Origin of the sequence: Serratia proteamaculans, assembly GCF_013337185.1 — a bacterium.
GTDB classification, from domain to species: domain Bacteria; phylum Pseudomonadota; class Gammaproteobacteria; order Enterobacterales; family Enterobacteriaceae; genus Serratia; species Serratia proteamaculans_D.
Window position 1 is genome coordinate 248220 of sequence record NZ_SWDE01000002.1, and the last position, 19499, is coordinate 267718.

At 52.4% G+C, this 19499-nt stretch carries 16 protein-coding genes and 2 tRNA genes; 7 read left to right on the forward strand and 11 right to left on the reverse strand.

Translation table 11 applies throughout. The annotated features are described in order from the left end of the window. Window positions 1–440 precede the first annotated feature (440 nt). Window positions 441–2816, forward strand: coding sequence for a glucose/quinate/shikimate family membrane-bound PQQ-dependent dehydrogenase (locus FCL49_RS11440; RefSeq protein ID WP_012145820.1), 2376 nt, complete (start codon window positions 441–443; stop codon window positions 2814–2816). 291 nt (window positions 2817–3107) lie between these two features. Beyond that, window positions 3108–3302, forward strand: coding sequence for a hypothetical protein (locus tag FCL49_RS11445; RefSeq protein WP_174353690.1), 195 nt, complete (start codon window positions 3108–3110; stop codon window positions 3300–3302). Here FCL49_RS11445 and FCL49_RS11450 read toward each other — a convergent pair whose 3' ends face one another. Both FCL49_RS11450 and FCL49_RS11455 read right to left on the reverse strand, forming a co-directional pair. Then, on the reverse strand, window positions 3303–4559 hold the full coding sequence (locus tag FCL49_RS11450; RefSeq protein WP_174353691.1) for an MFS transporter: 1257 nt from the start codon (window positions 4557–4559) through the stop codon (window positions 3303–3305). Window positions 4560–4639: 80 nt separating this feature from the next. Then, a complete protein-coding gene (locus tag FCL49_RS11455; protein ID WP_174353692.1) occupies window positions 4640–5947 on the reverse strand; it encodes an alpha-glucosidase/alpha-galactosidase in 1308 nt (435 codons plus the stop codon). A gap of 200 nt (window positions 5948–6147) precedes the next feature. Here FCL49_RS11455 and FCL49_RS11460 point away from each other — a divergent pair, with 200 nt between their 5' ends. After that, window positions 6148–6987 carry an AraC family transcriptional regulator gene (locus FCL49_RS11460; protein ID WP_174353693.1) on the forward strand — a complete coding sequence of 280 codons (840 nt, stop codon included), beginning with the start codon at window positions 6148–6150 and terminating at the stop codon, window positions 6985–6987. 3 nt (window positions 6988–6990) lie between these two features. Here the strand turns inward: FCL49_RS11460 and FCL49_RS11465 are convergent, their stop codons facing one another. From FCL49_RS11465 to FCL49_RS11475, 3 genes are all read right to left on the reverse strand, one after another. Continuing rightward, window positions 6991–8442, reverse strand: a complete 1452-nt coding sequence (locus FCL49_RS11465) for an EmmdR/YeeO family multidrug/toxin efflux MATE transporter (protein ID WP_174353694.1) — start codon at window positions 8440–8442, stop codon at window positions 6991–6993. A gap of 136 nt (window positions 8443–8578) precedes the next feature. Continuing rightward, entirely contained in the window at window positions 8579–8977 is a 399-nt protein-coding gene (gene gspS, locus FCL49_RS11470) for a type II secretion system pilot lipoprotein GspS (protein ID WP_174353695.1), read from the reverse strand. A 94-nt stretch (window positions 8978–9071) separates the two neighbouring features. After that, window positions 9072–9758 carry a cysteine hydrolase family protein gene (locus tag FCL49_RS11475; RefSeq protein WP_174353696.1) on the reverse strand — a complete coding sequence of 229 codons (687 nt, stop codon included), beginning with the start codon at window positions 9756–9758 and terminating at the stop codon, window positions 9072–9074. Window positions 9759–9921: 163 nt separating this feature from the next. Here FCL49_RS11475 and FCL49_RS11480 point away from each other — a divergent pair, with 163 nt between their 5' ends. Further along, entirely contained in the window at window positions 9922–10884 is a 963-nt protein-coding gene (locus tag FCL49_RS11480) for a GlxA family transcriptional regulator (RefSeq protein ID WP_174353697.1), read from the forward strand. Window positions 10885–10983: 99 nt separating this feature from the next. Here FCL49_RS11480 and FCL49_RS11485 read toward each other — a convergent pair. After that, a tRNA-Ser gene (locus FCL49_RS11485) sits at window positions 10984–11073 on the reverse strand. Between the two features lie 92 nt (window positions 11074–11165). On the opposite strand from FCL49_RS11485, the gene mtfA reads away from it, so the two are divergent. Together mtfA and FCL49_RS11495 are read left to right on the forward strand one after the other, a co-directional pair. Then, window positions 11166–11954 (forward strand): DgsA anti-repressor MtfA, encoded by a 789-nt coding sequence (mtfA, locus tag FCL49_RS11490; RefSeq protein ID WP_174353698.1) that lies wholly within the window; start codon window positions 11166–11168, stop codon window positions 11952–11954. Between the two features lie 102 nt (window positions 11955–12056). Further along, window positions 12057–12132, forward strand: a tRNA-Asn gene (locus FCL49_RS11495). Window positions 12133–12430: 298 nt separating this feature from the next. Here FCL49_RS11495 and FCL49_RS11500 read toward each other — a convergent pair. From FCL49_RS11500 to FCL49_RS11520, 5 genes are all read right to left on the reverse strand, one after another. Beyond that, window positions 12431–13627, reverse strand: coding sequence for a sensor histidine kinase (locus FCL49_RS11500; RefSeq protein WP_174353699.1), 1197 nt, complete (start codon window positions 13625–13627; stop codon window positions 12431–12433). A gap of 81 nt (window positions 13628–13708) precedes the next feature. After that, entirely contained in the window at window positions 13709–14377 is a 669-nt protein-coding gene (locus tag FCL49_RS11505) for a helix-turn-helix transcriptional regulator (RefSeq protein ID WP_174353700.1), read from the reverse strand. Between the two features lie 86 nt (window positions 14378–14463). Beyond that, window positions 14464–15762 carry a serine hydrolase domain-containing protein gene (locus FCL49_RS11510; RefSeq protein WP_174353701.1) on the reverse strand — a complete coding sequence of 433 codons (1299 nt, stop codon included), beginning with the start codon at window positions 15760–15762 and terminating at the stop codon, window positions 14464–14466. Between the two features lie 206 nt (window positions 15763–15968). Further along, window positions 15969–16664, reverse strand: coding sequence for a response regulator (locus tag FCL49_RS11515; protein ID WP_174353702.1), 696 nt, complete (start codon window positions 16662–16664; stop codon window positions 15969–15971). A gap of 464 nt (window positions 16665–17128) precedes the next feature. Then, window positions 17129–18169, reverse strand: a complete 1041-nt coding sequence (locus FCL49_RS11520; RefSeq protein ID WP_174353991.1) for a LacI family DNA-binding transcriptional regulator — start codon at window positions 18167–18169, stop codon at window positions 17129–17131. A 219-nt stretch (window positions 18170–18388) separates the two neighbouring features. Between FCL49_RS11520 and FCL49_RS11525 the strand changes: the two genes are divergently transcribed. Beyond that, window positions 18389–19417, forward strand: coding sequence for an ABC transporter substrate-binding protein (locus tag FCL49_RS11525; RefSeq protein ID WP_174353703.1), 1029 nt, complete (start codon window positions 18389–18391; stop codon window positions 19415–19417). Window positions 19418–19499: the final 82 nt, after the last annotated feature.

Sequence of the window (19499 nt, forward strand, 5' to 3'; positions counted from 1 at the left end):
ACGGCCACTCATGCAGCGGCAGTCAAAGTGTGATTACTGTAGGGGGCCGCAGGGTAAATAACTATGCGTTAAATCCGCTTGAGCTTATGAATCAGATTCATAAAGCCAACAAAAAACCGCCGAAACAGCACAAGGTATGCAACGAAAGGATAACAATTAGAGTAACCTAGCGGCGCTTCAGGCGGAGCGGGCACCAGCCTCTCAATGAACAGGCAAAACGCTACGCCGGATTCAGTGCTTTTTACTTTCGTCCCCAATGACAGAGTTATTCAATAAGCCAAAACCAGCCTCACCATTTTAACTGCCACTGCCTTTTAGCCTTGGCGCTGGAGAGGGTTTGCCGAACGCACGGGATGGATTTTTAGGGAGAAACCGCGTGTTTTTTTGGATATGGCTTAATCTCTAAATCGGGGACTTTTCATTTTGGTAAGGATAATACTATGCAAAATAAAGCATCATTGTCGCCGCTCATCATCATCACGGCGCTATTTGCCGCGTTGAGCGGACTCTATCTGCTGGGAGGCGGCATCTGGCTGGCCAAACTCGGCGGTTCGCTGTACTACATCATTGCCGGCCTGGTGTTGCTGGTTACCGCCTGGCTGTTGGCTCGCCGCCGCGCCACTGCCCTGCTGCTGTATGCCGTATTTTTACTCGGCACCACCATTTGGGCACTGTGGGAGGTCGGCCCGGACTTCTGGGCACTGACGCCGCGTCTGGACGTCACCTTCTTCTTCGGCCTGTGGCTGGTATTGCCGTTTATCTATCACAAGCTGATTGCCAGCGGCAAGTTGGCCTACAGTGCACTGAGTATCGCGCTGGTGTTCACCGTCGCAGTACTGGCCTATGCCGTATTTAACGATCCGCAAGAGATCAACGGCACCCTTGAACCGGCCCAGGTGAAGGTTGCCCCTCAGGCATCAGACGCCGATTGGCCGGCCTATGGCCGTACCCAGGAAGGCACGCGTTATTCCCCACTGAGCCAGATCAACGACAAGAACGTCGGTCAGCTCAAGGAAGCCTGGACCTTCCAGACCGGCGACCTGAAAACCGCCAACGATCCGGGGGAAATCACCAACGAAGTGACCCCGATTAAAATCCGCGACACGCTCTATCTGTGCACCCCGCACCAGAAGCTGTTCGCGCTGGATGCGGCCACCGGTAAGCAAAAGTGGCAGTTTGATCCTCAGTTGAAGTTCAACCCAACCTTCCAGCACATCACCTGCCGTGGCGTCTCTTATCATGAGACCCCTGCCGCCGCAGGCAACGCCACCGACGCCTCTCCGGCACAGTGCGCACGCCGCATTATCCTGCCGGTGAATGATGGCCGCCTGTTTGCTTTGGATGCCGAGACCGGCAAGCCTTGCGCCGATTTTGCCAATAACGGCGAACTCAATCTGCAAAGCAATATGCCGTATGCCACTCCGGGCCATTATGAGCCGACCTCACCACCGGTGATCACCGATAAGGTGATTGTCATTGCCGGTGCGGTGACCGATAACTACTCCAATCGCGAACCTTCGGGCGTGATCCGCGGTTTTGACGTCAACAGCGGTAAACTGCTGTGGGCATTTGATCCGGGTGCAGATGATCCCAACGCCATCCCGGCGGATGAACACCACTTCACACCGAACTCGCCAAACTCCTGGGCGCCTTCAGCCTACGATGCCAAGCTGGATATCGTTTACCTGCCAATGGGGGTAACCACTCCGGATATCTGGGGCGGCGATCGCACGCCGAACATGGAGCGCTACGCCAGCGGCCTGCTGGCATTGAACGCTTCTACCGGCAAGCTGGTGTGGTTCTATCAAACGGTGCACCACGACCTGTGGGACATGGACGTACCGGCCCAGCCAACGCTGGCGGATATCACCGACAAGAGCGGCAACAAGGTGCCGGTGATTTATGTGCCGACCAAGACCGGTAACATCTTCGTTCTTAACCGTACCAACGGTGAGCTGGTAGTTCCTGCACCGGAAAAACCGGTTCCGCAAGGCCCGGCCAAGGGCGACCGCCTGTCACCGACTCAGCCTTTCTCTGAGCTGACTTTCCGCCCTGAGAAAAAACTGACCGGTGCAGATATGTGGGGCGCCACCATTTATGACCAACTGGTTTGCCGGGTGATGTTCCACAGCCTGCGTTATGAGGGCACCTTCACCCCGCCTTCTGAACAGGGCACTTTGGTGTTCCCGGGTAACCTCGGCATGTTCGAATGGGGTGGCCTGTCTGTCGATACTGACCGTCAGGTGGCCATCGCCAACCCTATCGCACTGCCGTTTGTGTCAAAACTGATCCCACGCGGCCCAGGCAACCCAATCGAGCCGCCGGTCGGCGATAAAGGCGGCAGCGGTACCGAAGCCGGCGTCCAGCCGCAGTACGGTGTGCCGTTCGGCGTGACCCTGAACCCGTTCCTGTCACCACTTGGCCTGCCGTGCAAACAGCCTGCCTGGGGTTACATTTCCGCGGTGGATCTGAAAACCAACGATATCGTGTGGAAAAAACGCATTGGTACCGTGCGCGACAGCTCTCCTCTGCCGTTACCGTTCAAAATGGGTATGCCGATGTTGGGCGGACCGGTCTCAACCGCCGGGAATGTGTTCTTTATTGGCGCAACGGCGGACAACTATCTGCGTGCCTTCAGCGTGACCAACGGTGAAAAACTGTGGGAAGCACGGTTACCGGCCGGTGGTCAGGCGACGCCAATGACCTATGAGGTCAACGGCAAGCAGTACGTGGTCATTTCTGCCGGCGGCCATGGTTCATTTGGCACCAAGCTGGGCGACTATATCGTTGCTTACGCGCTGCCAGATGAAAAATAATCGTCGAGAATAGCCCTATCACCGAGCACGCCATCCGGCGTGCTCTTTTACGATAAACACCCCGCAAAACCTTTCCCACAATAAATTTCACCTCATACATTGATAATGATTATCATTCGCAATATTATGACTGAGTTGGCCCCGGCAGTGGCTGACAATCATCTCGATATAACAGGCAGTGAACCGGCGGCCGCCTTCGGGCGGCCCTCTTTGGAGACATATGATTGAACACCGTGGCAGACAAAAAATCGCTATCGTCCCCCCCATCCCTACCGGTACGGAGGAACTTGCATGAGCCAACAACCTCTGACCGCCATGCTGATGCTGATCTATGTGCTGCTGATGGTGCCGGCGCTGTTTGCGATCGACAACCGCCTGAGCGCTACCCGCTGGGGTCAGGGCCGTCTGATCCGCAAAACGCTGCAAACCGGGTTTATCATCGCCCTGACATTGTTGTTCTTTAGCCTCTTGACGTTATTGTACTGATTAATTGGCCGCCACCGGCAGTACGCCCTCCTGTTTTACCACCGCGACCTTGCCGCTCAGGGCAAAGGCCGAGATCAGGGTAAACAGCAAGGCAATGCAGCCGAGGATCAGATACGAGGTTTTAAAGCCGTAGTTGACGTACATCAGGCCCGCCGCATAGGACATGCCGATGGCCGATAGCTGCTTGAAGAAGCAGAACCCCCACAGGTAAATCGAGGCGGAAAGATTCACGTTAAACTGGGTGGTAATGTATTTGAAAATGCCCACCAGCAGGAACGGCACCTCAAACATGTGCAGGGTTTTGAGGAAAATCACCGCAGTCACCGAGTCCGCCTGAGACGAACCGATAATCCGCACTGACATAATTACCCCGGCAATCAACAGCGCGTTTTTGCCGCCAATGCGGTTGATGATCAATGGCGCAAAGAACATGATAAAGGCGTTAAGGAACTCACCCAGCGTGGTGACATAGCCAAACGCCTGAGTCCCGGCATGTCGGTCGCTGAAAAACGAAGTGAAGAAGTTGGCGAACTGCTGATCGAACACGTCGTACACGCAGGCCACCCCAACGATATACATCACCAGGCACCAAAACTTGCGCATTTTCAACAGGCTCAAAGCCGCTTTCAACTTGATCGGTTTATGGTTCAGCGCCAACCCGTCCGCCACCGCCAGCGTGTTGTTTTGCTCAGGTTTGAACATATAAAGCAGGCCGGCCAACACCAATGCAAAACTCGACGCCAGCCAAAACGTAAACTGGTTGTTGATGGTAAACATATAGCCGACGATCGACGCGCAAATCGCCCAGCCGATGCAACCAAACAGCCGGGCACGGCCATATTCAAACTGGCTGCGGCGGCTCACCTTCTCAATATAGGCTTCAATCGCCGGCGAGCCTCCGCTGCACACCAACCCCAGGTAAATCCCGCACAATAGCGCCCCGAGCACAAAGTTGGTTTGCAACAGCGGCGAGAAGACATAAATAAACAGCGGCGCCAGAAACAGCAGCAGGAAAATGATCATCCACAGCAGGTGTTTCTTCAGGCCAAATTTGTCGGTGACAAAACCAAAAATCGGCTGGAACACCAGCGCAAACAGCGCCATACAGGCGAATACCAAACCGGTTTGTTGCTGGTCGAGTTGGTTGACGTCATGCAACCAGATCGGGAAGAACGGCAGCACCGCCCCCATGATAAAGAAATAGAAAAAACAGAAGGCACCGAAGATCCAAAAGTTCTTGTTCTTTAAATAAAACATGGCTCACCATCCCATTTATGACGGCGCAGGAAGCCCTGCGCCTTGTGCGTTTTGAGGAGGTAATACAGTTAGTTCAGCGATCAGTGGTAGGCGGGAAGCCAGTTACCGTGGGCCTCAATCAGTTCATCGCAGAGTTTACGGATATCATCAATCGAAAGCTCGGCTGAAGTATGCGGATCCAGCAGTGCCGCGTGGTAAATCGCCTCGCGTTTATGGGTGACCGCCGCTTCGATAGTCAGCAATTGGGTATTGATATTGGTGCGGTTGAGCGCCGCCAGTTGCTCCGGTAAATGCCCCACGTAACATGGCGAGATCCCCTGCCCATCCACCAGGCAAGGCACTTCAACGCAGGCCTCGGCAGGCAGGTTGGTAATTAAACCGGTGTTGAGCACATTGCCACCAATCTTGTACGGGCGATCGGTTTCCATCGCTTCAATAATGTAAGACGCATACTCATGAGTGCGGGTATGAGTCAGGTTGGCGTCATTGGTCAACGCCAGCTTGCGTTGCTGCCATTGTTCAATCTGCTCAATACAGCGGCGCGGGTACTCGTCCAGCGGAATGTTAAAGCGCTCAATCAGTTCCGGATAGTTGCGCTTGATCCAATAAGGCATGTACTCGGCGTTATGTTCCGAAGACTCGGTAACGTAATAGCCAAAGGTTTTCATGATTTCATGGCGCACCATATCATCATGCTTGCCTTGCAGCGCATTGGCACGACGCTTGATTTCCGGGTACAGATCCTCACCATGGCGGCGAACGTCCAGCAACCAGGCCATGTGGTTAATGCCTGCGATGTGGAACTGGACATCATCGGTTGGCATATCCACGCTTTTCAGCAGCGTTTCTGCACAAACCTGAACGCTGTGACACAACCCCACCGTTTTCACTTCGGTATGGCGCAGCATGGCACCGGTTAAGGCCGCCATCGGGTTGGTGTAGTTCAGCAACCAGGCATCCGGACATACCGCTTCAATATCCCGGGCGAAGTCAAACATCACCGGAATGGTGCGCAGTGCCCGGAAGATGCCGCCTATCCCCAGGGTATCGGCAATGGTTTGCTGCAGACCATACTTTTTAGCAATATTGAAATCGGTGATGGTGCAAGGATCGTAACCGCCAACCTGAATGGCGTTAACCACATAGTTGGCATTTTTCAACGCCGAACGACGATTTTCAACCCCGAGATAGGGGGTGATCTTCGCCCTGCCAGCGTTAATATTGCGGTTGATATTGCTCAGCATGGCAAAAGACTCATTGAGACGGGCGCTATCAATGTCGTACAGCGCGATATCCACCTCTTTCAATGCCGGCGTTGCCATGATATCGCCGAGTACGTTCTTGGCGAAGATGGTGCTGCCTGCGCCCATAAAAGTGACTTTAATCATCCTGTTTCTCCACTGCACTGGTTTTCGATAGGCTGAAATTACCCTGCAATCCCGAACCCGGATATGGATGAATGTGACCTCATTATGGCGAAAAATGACGCAGCACAAAAACTGTGAGCCAGGTCTGGATTTGGCGTTTACCTACTCAACGCATGGCAGCTACACTGTTAGCGTGGACAAGAAAACCGGGACAGTGACTGATGCATAAGAGTTTTACCCTAAGCCGCACCGACAATATTGAGCTGAATCTGTACCAATATGGTGAGGAGAATTGTGATAAGGGGCATAGCTTTGGCCCGGCGGTCCGTCAGCACTATCTATTCCATTATGTGATAAGCGGAACCGGTGTACTGCACAGCGAATACGGTGCATTTCCGGTGGTTGCCGGAGAGGGTTTTCTGATCCATCCGCACGACGTAACCACCTATCGCGCCGATAAAAAAGATCCCTGGCATTACATGTGGCTGGAGGTCGACGGACTGGTGGCCGGCAAGATTTTCGAAGAGTGCCGCCTGAGCCGCCAGTTCCCGATTTATCGCCCCCGCAGAACTGACGATACTCCCCAGGCTCTGCGCTATCTGCGACGCATCGTCACTCATGACGACGAGCACCGCCTGCAAACTCTCGGTCTGTGCTATCTGTTTTTTTCTGCGTTGATCGACAACGCGCTGCAGGGCAGCGACGAACACCCCAGCGACAAGGCACAACATCTGCACAAAGCGGTCAAACTGATTGAAAACCGTTATCACGAGCATCTGACCATTGAGCGCCTGGCAGCCTACTGCAATATCAACCGCAGTTACCTGTGCCGGTTGTTCAAGGGGGCTTACGGTATCGGGCCAAAGGAGTATTTGCTTAACTTTCGCATGACTCTCGCCACCAGCCTGCTGCGCAACAGCCGGACGGCAATCAAAGTGGTGGGAATTTCGGTCGGCTATGAAAACCAACTGCACTTTTCCAAAGCCTTCAAACAGGTTCATGGCGTATCACCGGCCCAATGGCGGCAGGAGAATAATCAGCCAGGGTTTGCTGACAGCTAAGGGTCACTTCACCACGGTTTTTTCCTCAGCGGTGCTCGATTTTATCCGCGGGTACTTCCACAGCCAACGCCCACTGACCATGCGCCAATAGAACAATGCGCCACGCACCGCCCAATCCATAAACATTCCCAGCCAAACGCCGACCACCCCCATTCCCAAAAGAATGCCCAGTGTATAACCAGCCACGACGCGGCAACCCCACATGCCCAGCATCGACACCCACATGGCAAAACGAGCGTCACGCGCCCCTTTCAAACCGGCGGGTAATACCCAGGAAGCGGCCCAGATTGGCATAAAGGCGGCGTTAAGCCAGATAAGCACCTTCACCACCTCTTTCACGTCATCCTGTTGGCTATAAAACGAGGCAAATACTCCTGCCAACGGCGCGGTGCCCCAGGCGATGACCGTTAACCCAAGGGTCGCCAGCCAAAATATATGACGCAGCTGCCGTTCCGCCTGGGCTATCTGCCCTTTTCCCAGGCGCTTTCCGACAATAATGGTCGACGCCGATCCCAGGGCATTGCCCGGCAGGTTAATCAGTGAGGCGATAGAGAACGCGATAAAATTGCCAGCGATAACATTGGTGCCCATACCGGCGACGAACATTTGCGTCAGTAATTTACCGCCGTTGAACAGCACCGACTCAATGCTGGCGGGGATGCCGATGCCCAGAACTTCCCACAGAATCGTCAGTTTTAACGGGCTAAAATAACTCTTCAGCGTGATATGCAGCGCCGGGTTAAAACCGATCATCAGTACGTAAATAATCGCGATCGCACCGATATAGCGCGAAATGGTCAGCCCCAGCCCGGCACCGACGAAACCTAGCCCATGCCAGCCCAACATGCCATAAATCAGGATGCTGCTGATGATGATATTCAGGATATTCATGCCGCCGTTGATCAACAGCGGGATCTTGGTATTACCGGCACCGCGCAACGCACCGCTGCCAATCAGCGCAATGGCCGCCGCCGGATAGCTCCAGACCGTGGTTTGCAGATAAGAAAGCGCCAGCGCTTTTACCTGCGGCGTGGCGGCACCGGCGATCACATCGATAATTTGTTCGCCAGCCAGATGGATCACTACAGCCAGCACCAAAGCCACCAACGTCATCAACACCAGTGACTGGCGCGCCGCCGCCCGCGCTCTTTTGCGATCCCGTTTGCCCAGGCTGAAGGCCACCACCACCGTGGTGCCCAAATCCACCGCGGCAAAGAAAGAGATAATCACCATGTTGAAGCTGTCTGCCAGCCCGACTCCGGCCATCGCCTCCTTGCCAATCCAGCTAACCAGAAAGGTGCTCAGCACTCCCATCAGCAGGACACAGGCATTCTCCATAAAGATCGGCACCGCCAGCGGCGTGATCTCTCGCCAAAACAGGACGCGGTAGCTTTTGCGTTTGGGGTACCAGGGAGTATTTTCCACACGCTGGCGCAGGGCAGCATATAAATTCACGATCGGCTCATGGGATAAAAGTGAAACAACATTTCAAATAATGAGCGACAGATGCTTATCCTGCAAAGAATATTTTAGCCGCAGACGCGGATTGGGATAGGGCGGGCGCAGCATGCGGCGCCCGTGGAGGCGGGGATTACTCCATGTAGTCTTCCTGATCGGACTTGGCTGCGGCAACAAAATTGGCGGTGTGAGTGTTCATCACGGCACATTTGTCCGTCAGCAACTGACGATCCTCCAGTATGGCCAGATAACGTGCCTGGGCCAGTGCCGGCAACTGTTGATAACCCGGGGCCTGAGTGTCCCAGCCACGATGCTCCGCCACCCGCATCGCCGTGCGTTGCAATTTGACGTCGTCTGGAATGTCCGTGCGGTTGCAGTTTTGCCGCAGGAAGTGGCTGCCTGCCAACATGGCTGAAAGCCTGTCCAACTGCGCTTGCAGCGGCGGTGGTGGCTGATGTGCCTTTTGCTGACAACCCGCGAGGAATAACAAGGCCGCCGCGCCCAAAACGGAAGTGCGTAACACAGTCAACATAGCGATTACCCATAAAAAAGTGATGGTTGAAATCAGCTTAGGCGAGCAGTGAAATACTGCAAGGCGGCCGGCGGCCTGAATCCTGGAGAACCGCTTATTTCACCGGTAGCGCCAAGACCTGATCGGTGGTTTTGATTTCAGCAAACACATCGGCTACCCCAGCCAAAGCGGCACGCTGCAACGTGGTGTGACTGACAACCTGATTATCCCAGGTCGCCAGATCGCGGGTGGCGGTGGCATCCTCAGGAATAATCACCTCATAGCCAAGTGGCACCGCATCGCGGGCCGTTGAAGAGACACACATATGGGTCATCAACCCACTCACCACCAGCTTCTTGATACCCGCCTGCTTAAGTTGCTTATCCAGATCGGTGCCCACAAATGAACTGGGGGTGGCTTTGGTGATCACCCGATCATTGCCGGACGGCTGCAGATCCGGATGGAACTCGGCGAACTTGCTGCCTTCGGCAAACAACGGCCCATTTGCCGGGCCAATATGCCGCACAAAGAACACCGGCATCTTATGCTGATGAGCGAAACTGACCAGCCGTTGCGTGTTCTTTAGCGCTTTGCTCCCGTCGGGGATTGGCATCTTGCCGGTGAAATATTCATTTTGAAAATCAATCACCAGTAGCGCTGTGGCATTAACCGGCAAAGATGAGCTGGCCTGTGCCCCACTCATGGTGCGAATGGTGGGCGCCCTTTGCTTATCATCGGCAAAACCCAGGCTGGAGGTGGCCATCGAGAGTGCCAGTGCAGTGCCGGTAATCAGTTTTTTCATTTTGGCTTATCCTTGTGAGAACAAAAAACAGCAAATCATCTCCTGCTGCGGTCGAGTTCAATTCTGCAGGTTGCAGTGATATGGCAACAGGTAGTCTAATAACCAAAAGCGATATCATCGGGCCAAATTGTCCACATAGGGTTAATGATGAAAAGGAAGCAGTATGGCGCCACTTAAAGTGGGTATCGTGGTTTTTAACAACATCATCCCGTTTCACCTTTCGGTGCCCTGTGCGGTGTTTGAGAAAGCACTGAACAGCAACGGAGAACCGGCCTATCAGCTGTTGATTTGCGCCACCGACCCCGGCCTGTTAAAGACCAACGCCGGTTTCTCGATAGTTGCAGATCATGGATTAGCGGCGTTGGCGCAAGCCGATATGGTGATAGTACCCAGTTGGTGCAATCCCGAAGTCCCTCCATCACAACAACTTATCGACGCCCTGCTAGACGCCCATGCGCGTGGTGCTACCCTGGTCGGTCTGTGTGTCGGAAGCTTCGTTTTGGCGGCGGCCGGATTACTCAACGGCCGGCCAGCAACCACCCATTGGCAATGGATGGCGGATTTTCTGCAACGATATCCCCAGGTATCGATAGACAAGAATGTGCTGTACGTGGATGACGGCGATATCGTTACTTCCGCTGGCACCGCCGCCAGCATCGACTGCTGCCTGCACCTGGTACGCAAGCACTGTGGTGCGGAGAGCGCCAACGCGGTGGCCAGGCAATTGGTGGTACCGCCACACCGTCAGGGAGGCCAGGCACAGTTTATCGAGCAACCGGTGTATAACACTGCGGGCGGTGACCGTTTTATTCAAACTCTGAATTGGGCAACGGAAAATCTGCAGCAACCGCTGACGCTGGATGCACTGGCGGACAAAGCCTGCATGAGTCGCCGCAGCTTTACCCGGCGCTTTCAGCAAACCACCGGCACCACGGTGATGCAGTGGCTACTTAACCAGCGTCTGGCTATGGCGCAACGTTTTTTGGAGAAAACCGATCAGCCCGTCGAGCGCATCGCGCAAGCCGCAGGTTTTTCCACCGCGCTGTCGATGCGTCGCTATTTCCAGCGGCAGTTCAAGACGTCGCCGTCTTTATATCGCAAGGAGTTTCGCGTTACGGAAAAATAAGTCGGTCATTCTTACTGGCACCGGTGGAATTCGGTGATGCTGTGAAAGGCTATCTGTGACGGGGATCGTTGAAAGAATTTTATCTAAGTGATTGAATAATGGCGGAGAGAGGGGGATTTGAACCCCCGGTAGAGTTGCCCCTACTCCAGTTTTCGAGACTGGTCCGTTCAGCCGCTCCGGCATCTCTCCTTCAAGTGCTTGCTATCATGCCCCTTTTTGCGGCATTTTTACAGAGTTAGCCTCCAGCCGAATGTTCAAGTGACGACTTTACGAGCAATCTGATGATGAAATGGCCGTGGAAAACGCATCAACCGCAGGCGGAGACGCTTGCCCAGTGGCAGGACGCACTGGCAATTCCCCTGCTCTCTCCGCTCGATGAGCGGGAACAACAACGGCTGATCGCCGTTGCCGGGCAGATCTTGCAGCAAAAAAACATCGTCCCGTTGCAAGGGCTGGTGCTGACCTCGCAAATGCAGGCGCGTATTGCCCTGTTGTTCGCCTTGCCGGTGCTGGAACTGGGGGCCGAATGCCTCGACGGTTTCAATGAGATCCTGCTCTACCCTACGCCGTTTGTGGTGGAGGATGAATGGCAGGACGACTTTGGCCTGGTGCACTCCGGGCCGGTGGTGCAATCCGGCCAAAGTTGGGAACAGGGGCCGATCGTGCTCAACTGGCAGGACGTGCAGGACTCTTTTGATCTTTCCGGCTTTAACCTGGTGATCCACGAAGCGGTACACAAGCTGGACATGCGCAACGGCGGCAGCGCCACCGGCATCCCGCCGATCCCGCTACGCGATATCGCCGCCTGGGAACACGACCTGCACGCCGCGATGGAGAACCTGCAGGACGAGATAGACATGGTCGGCGAAGAGGCCGCCAGTATGGACGCCTATGCTGCCACCGATCCGGCCGAATGTTTCGCGGTACTGTCGGAGTACTTTTTCAGTGCGCCCGAACTGCTGGCCAACCGTTTTCCGGTGATGTACCAGCATTTTAGTCGCTTCTATAAGCAGGATCCGCTCGCACGTTTACAGCGACTTCAGGTCGAAAACGGCGCAGAACTCCCCTAATCCAGCCCGTATTGCTCAGATGCTGAGCAGTCGCACCGAATAGGTGAATTTAGCGTTGACACATTCTGGGTGGCTGGATATGATGCGCCCCGTTCAGACAATTCCTCTGTAGTTCAGTCGGTAGAACGGCGGACTGTTAATCCGTATGTCACTGGTTCGAGTCCAGTCAGAGGAGCCAAATTCGAAAGACCCGCTTAAGGAGACTTAGGCGGGTCTTTTGCTTTCATGCGTAAAATTATTGCTGACAGTTTATCGTCACCCTTCCAGGAAAAGCACTCGCATCAATGAGTCTGCCTAAACCGCCTGATTTATCTCTGTCCGTACTGTAGCAAACTGTCATATATAAAAAATGCTGTTTCAGAGACTATTCTCATTTATAAAAAAATCGTCTTAGCTGATAATAACCGGGTCAAGTAAGTCGACGAGAAATAGAGTATTTGTAGCACGCACGACAGTCTGAAAAGAGAGCGGACAGATCACCCTTCAGATAAAATATTTTTCACTGGCAGCTGAATAATAAAGCGCATGCCTCCTTCAGGATGAATATTAACCACCAAATTCCCATCATGCAGTTCACAAATGGCTCTGGCAATTGACAGCCCCAGCCCACTGCCACCAAAATTACGTGCTCGGGATCGGTCTTCCCTGGAGAAACGTTCAAACATCAACGGAATAAACTCATGGCTAACGCCAGGCCCATGATCGCGGAAAGTGATAGCCACGTGATCCTGATAATCATGCAGTGTGATATCCAATACTTTGCCTTCGGTAGCGTAACTCAAGGCATTGTCCATCAGAATGGTAAAAACCTGTCCCAACCGGTAGGGATCGACAATAACAATTAAAGGAAAAGCCGCACGCGAAGTAATATTAAAAGAAAAACCGGACGTCTCCGCTCGTGGCTGTAACCAGGCCTTTCTTTCCCGCAACAGTTCCATGATATCGACCGGAGACTTGTCTAGCGTCAACTGCCGCGCCTGTGCCATAGACAAAAGGTTCAGGTCGTCAATCAAGCGGTTCAAATGCGTGAGCTGATTCATGATTATTTCAAGATGATGCATTTCCGGCGGAAATACGCCATCGATCACCCCGTGAAGCCGCCCCATAGCGGCGGTCAAAGGGGCGCGCAACTCGTGGGCCATCGCAGCATGTGATGTTTTCAGCTCACGATCGTAATAAGAAAGACGTCCTGTCATGGTATTAAAATCGGCAGTCAGTTTGATAAGTTCCGCCGGCGCATTTTTTGTCAATCCGGCCCGAGTGGTAAATTTACCTTTGGATACCGCACGCGCCGCTATCGCCAAACGAGTAAACTGTTCGGACAGTGGCCTGGTGGTATATAACCCCATGATAATAATAAAAGGGACAATCACGCAGCCATAAGCGGTTAACAACTCCCAGTCAATGAGATAGGAGAAAGGATTGGAAAAATTAACGCCATACCAGGCATCAATAATGTCATGAAAACGCTGTGGGTTACTTTCGGGGTGTTTAACCAAAACCAGAAGCTCTTGTCTGAGCGCTTCCGGCATCTGCCGGAGTATCCTATAGTTAAGTATGCTATACCACGACCACATGCAGCCAGCGATCAGCGAAATGGTGCCTACTGCCACCAGCAATATCCGCGTCGTAATCCAGCGCCACAAAGAGGGTCGTTTTTCTGGCTTATTCATCGTTGACAATCCCCTTGGTCAATCGCAATCCGGTTTACAACAGCGTCTGAAGCAGCACAACTTTTCAGACCAGCGTCGCTTTTAATAGCGTAGTGTGGAAAAACAACCTGCGCTAAAATTTAGCAAATGAACGGGACGGCTAATCCCCAGTTTAAAATAGGCCTTACGCTTATGATTTGAAACGGTTTTTATACTTAGCTCCATTTTCCTGGAAATGCTGACCGGGGACAGGCCAAGCATCAGATCCTTCATCACCGTTTTTTCTCTTCGGGTCAGCAAGTTCAGTTTATCGGCCCATTGCTTCGCTTTTCCCATCGCCAAAAACTGTTGGCACCAATGACTGATCTGCCGCTCCTTCTTCATGCCAAGAGCAATCAACCGTTCAACCTCCGCCAACCGGTCACGTTTATGAATCAGCGTGTAAGGCAAAGAAAGATGCAGGACCCTGGTCAGGCAACCGGTGTCGCCCAGCATAATTATTCCCCGTGTTTTTGGGTTTTTAATATAAAATTTTGTAATCAGATCAATTTCATCTGCCTGAGAGCAAATATTACCGCTCAGATAAAAAAACACCACCGAAGTGAAACAGTTATTTTTCACAAAAAAATCCAATGTTTTAAAATCTGGATTTGAAAGATTAATAAACGAAACCTTAAAAGCAGTGCAGGCCTTCAAAAACTCCTCGATAGCCTGCCCCATACCACCATTAAGATCTGCCAATATAACTTTGCTAAAACCTTCCCTAATCATAAACCACCCTGTAATTTAATACATCAGTCCATTAACTGAAAAATATAATATTCAGAGTTTCACTGCTGATAACTGTTAATAACGGTTTATTGAGCATCAAGATGCTCAATTATTGCATCAAATCCTGCCAGCGTATAAGCATCTACCTCAGCATTATCCGGCAACGGCAAACTGGACTGTTTAACGATCACAACCTGTGATTTCGGATCTATATATAACCATTGCCCGTAAATACCAATTGCCGTATAAGCCCCATGGTCGTTATTGCGCATCCAGAATAGATTCTTATAGCTCCAGTTGGCCATACCGGACTGACTTTCTTCTCCCCTGGCGAAGGTTTGCAAATCCCCACCGGTGGAGATATTTTCTACCGTGGCGGAAGGTAGTATGCGTTTACCATTAAACATTCCTTTGTACATCAACATGACACCAACTTTGGCCAGATCTATCGCAGTAGCGTTTAGCCCCCCACCGCACACCGCTGTGCCCTGAGCATCGACGACAGTATAAGCATCACGACTCATCCCTAATTTTGACCAGATTTGAGCGGCAAACAGTTGTTCGAAAGGCTGTCCTGATGCCTTCTCAGTAAGCCAACAGGCGAGATCGGCATTCGGGGTCACGTAATGAAATTTTTCACCATGTCGCCCTTTACGCTGCAGCTTCATAATAAAATCGTGAATATTTTTTGGTTCTGAAGCCCGCTGGCTGCCATGACTAAAAACTCTTTCATAGGCTACGATTTCAGAGTGCGGATCCAGATAGTCTTCTGAATATTTTACCCCGGCAGTCATATCAAGAACCTGGCCTACCGTAGCATCGGCATAGGCGGAGTGTTTTAATTCCGGGATGTAATCAACGACCTTTTTATCCCTGCTCAATAAACCTTCGGTGCTCAGATTTGCCGCCAACAGGCCTACCATTGATTTTGTTACCGACATCATCAGATGCCGGGTACGGCTTGTTTGCCCATCAAAGTAACCTTCGTAAGCAATCTCACCATTTTTTAAGACAATAAACGCATCGGTTCTGGTTTGGTGCAGCATATCTGCAACCGTTTTCTTTTCATTCTGCTGAGTAACAGAATTATGAAATGAAAAACTGATAGCATCAGGATCCAACTGGACCGGCGTCTGTTTGAACAAAAAAAGCGGATTATTAGATGCATCGATAGTTTTAACAGGCAAGAACTCTTCGATATGCTTAAAGGCATATCTGTTCTTGTCCCCTAAAAGTATGTTGTCTTTATTAACCCCCAATTCGACACGCGTTTTACCCGCACTGGACACTGTATCATCAAGCCCGATCACAGATGTCTGCGATACAGCATGGGTTGAATAAAATAAAAATACTGAAACACCAAGAAATAAAGTTTTCGGCTTCACGCTGATTCTCCTGAGAAATTCAGCTCAAGATTAAACAGATCAATTATCCAGAGACCATGCATGAATTATCAATTTTGCATCAACACTTACTAACCAAATGGAATAACTTATGCCATTTTCTTATCTGCGATGTGTAATAACCCCGGCCAACTATGAAGGAAATCTGCAAGGCCGGGCCAAGAAACTCTTCTCCAGACGGTAATGGCCTATAACGGTTTAAATCGATAACCGATCGCTCTGACCGTCAGCAGTACATTGGTGACGCCAACATTTTCCAGTTTTTTCCGTAGGTTATAGATATGAGTATCCACCACTCTCTCCAGCGCATCGCTTTCCGGCAGGCATTTTTCCAACAGTTCCTGCCTTGAAAAAGCTTTGGTTGGTGCACGCAAAAAAGTGGCTAACAGGGTGAATTCGGTCGGTGTCAGTGTCAAAAACTGGGTTTCTCCACTGTCCATTTCTACCGATGCCGCCATGGCCTCGGTATCCAACTGGAGCGGGCCGAATGACAGGCTGCCATGGGCTTCGACGCGATCGGAGTAGCGACGCATCACCGCATGCACGCGCGCCATAACTTCGCCGGGATTGTAAGGTTTCACAATGTAATCATCTGCGCCGTAGCGCAAGGCACCGATTTTGTCAGAGGCATCGCTCATCGCGGATATCATGATAACCGGCGTATCATTTTTTTTACGCAACCGGTTGAGAACTTCCGTCCCCGCAATCCCGGGCAGTAAAACATCCAACAGGATCAGGTCCGGACGCCACTGTTGCGCCATATCCAGCCCCTGCAGTCCATCGGTCGCGATGGAAACCGCAAAATGCTCCCTCACCAGGTAAGCCTCCAGCACTTCCGCTGCATCCATATCATCTTCGATGATCAGCACCCGTTTTTTATTCATGGTAAGTCTCGTTTACTTAGCTACTGGAGAAAAACAAACAACGCCACGATGGCTCTAATTATATCAAAAACCGTCTAAACCGCCTGGCAAGCACTGACAGCGGCAGAAACGGCATAATTTTCAGGTAGTCGACAATCGGCAATCTCATTATCCCTAAAAGATGACATCACACATCATCGCATTTAAATCAATTTAAAGTAATGTTAAAAAAAGGATGTTTCTTAAGTTACACACATTTAAAAATGAAGAGTATTCTTAATTAATTCACATAAAGTGGCGAAATATATGAAGTAAAAACAAATAACCAAGACAATTCCCAATTAATGAAAATTTATTTATTAACTAACCCACTATTACTTTTACGTTTTCAGCATCAGCACTCAGGATAAAAAATGCTGTTGTCGGCTCCGATTATTTTCGTCTATGCCGCCACGTTGAATATTGTCTCTCCCTAACGGCCTTTGTCAGGCACCGCGAATGGTGCCACGCCAGACAAAATCGGCATGATACAGCCGGGTTTCACCCGGCATCTCCTGCCCCAGCGCCGGCATCATGCTCTCTTCCTTCTTCTCTTCGGCCACCAGCCAGGCAACCGAATCCTGAGCAAATAACGCCACCGGTTGGGTAAAGGTGGTGAGATGGTAAGAAGACCAGGCCGCCTGCGGAATATCATCGTAGCCCGCGACACAAAGATCTTCAGGAATACGCAGCCCAAAGCGGTGCCGAGCCTCATCCATAAAGCCGCAGGCCAATAAATCCGTGACGCAGAACACCGCATCAGGCCGCTCGCGCCGGGTCAACAAGCGGTGCGCCAGGATCTGCCCGCTCTCATAGGAGGTGGTGCCGAAACGCTCGACGCTCACCGGCAACCCCGCCGCTTCCGCTGCCTGCAGAAAGCCCCGTTCACGCGCCATCAGGCTGGGCGTACCGGCCAAAGAGTTGGCAAAGGCAATGCGTTGGCAGCCCGCGCGGGCAAACGCCATCACCACCCTGCCCGCCGCCTCTTCGTTATCCAGCCGAATGCTGAGTGAGCCGGGCAAGGTGTCATCACGGTTAATCAGCACCAGCCGCTGGCCGTGCCGGTGACACAGCCGGGCAATGGCGCTGTCGGGCATGCCGGATAGCACAAAGGAGGCATCCGCCCGGAAGTTTATCGCCTGTTGCAGCGCCTGGGAGACGCTGTCATCGGAGCGATCGGTGTTAATCAACATGGCGATTTTGCCCGCATCCTGCAAATGCTGGGTCAGCAAGCGCACCAGGCTGGCCCGGTAAGGGGTCGCCAACTCTGACACAATCAGGCAAACAATGCCGCTGCGGTTACGTACCAATCCCCGGGCCAAATGGTTAACGTGATATCCCAGTTCTTCAGCCGCCCGCATCACCTTCTCGCGGGTGGCCGCCGACACGCTGGCACCCGACGTATAAGTCCGCGAGACCGCCGATCGGGAAACCCCAGCCAATTCCGCCACGTCTTTCGCACTGATCATCGCCTTGTCCAACGCCATCTTCATATCCATCCATTTTCTGCTCTGCGAAAAGTTTGCCGCACTTTGCAAAGCTGTGCAAATTTTTATCGGTAGAAATGTTTCATTTTTGTGACGAGAAGGTTGAATTGTTTCACTGCACGATTGACAGCACAATTTTTATCCTCTAGTTATTTGCACACACGTGCAAAAAGAATAGGCGACAACGTATCGCCACCCTACACAACCAAGGAGAACACCATGCATCGCGTTACTCTGATAGCGGTCCTCGCCGCTGGCTCTGCACTCTCTGCTTCACCTGCTTTCGCCGCTGGGAAATTGAACATGATCTGCTCCGCCGATGTGGTGGTCTGCGAACAGATGACCAACCTGTTCGAGCAACAGCATCCGGATATCAAAGTCAGTATGGTGCGCCTCTCCGCCGGAGAAGCCTACGCACGTATTCGTACCGAAGCCCGTAACCCGCGCACCGATATTTGGTGGGCAGGCACTGGCGATCCGCATATGCAGGCCGCCGACGAGGGGTTAACTCAGCCTTATAAGTCCCCGTTGCTTGATCAACAGCACGACTGGGCGCGCAAACAGGCGGAAAGCGCCGGTTACCGCACCGTGGGTGTTTATGCCGGGGCGCTCGGTTGGGGTTACAACACCAAGCTGTTGGCGGAGAAAAAACTCAAGGTGCCCGCCTGCTGGAGTGACCTGCTGGACCCGGCCTACAAAGGCGAGATCCAGATGGCTAACCCAAACTCTTCCGGCACCGCTTACAACACCCTCGCCACGCTGGTGCAGATCATGGGAGAAGAACCGGCCTTCGACTACCTGAAAAAACTCAACGCCAATATCTCACAGTACACCAAATCCGGCTCGGCGCCGGTGAAGGCAGCGGCACGCGGCGAAACCACCGTCGGTATCGTGTTTATGCATGATGCCGTCGCGATGCAGGTCGATGGCTTCCCGATCAAAGCCGTTGCCCCGTGCGAAGGCACAGGTTTTGAAATTGGTTCGATGTCGATCGTCAAAGGCGCCCGCAACCTCAAGGAGGCCAAGGTGTGGTACGACTGGGCGCTCAGCGCCGATGCGCAATCGCACATGAAAGATGCCAAATCCTTCCAGTTGCCGTCAAATCGTAACGCGGCGATTTCCGAGTACGCGCCACGTTTTGAGAACATCAAACTGATCGATTACGACTTTAAAACCTACGGCGCGACGGAAAAACGCAAGGCACTGCTCAGCCGCTGGGATAAAGAGATCGGCGCCAGCGCCCAATAACTCACCTCCTTTTTCTGCCGTATGTGATGCGCTCTGCAATAAAGCGGGCGAGGAAACCCTCGTCCGTGCAACAGCGCAGTGA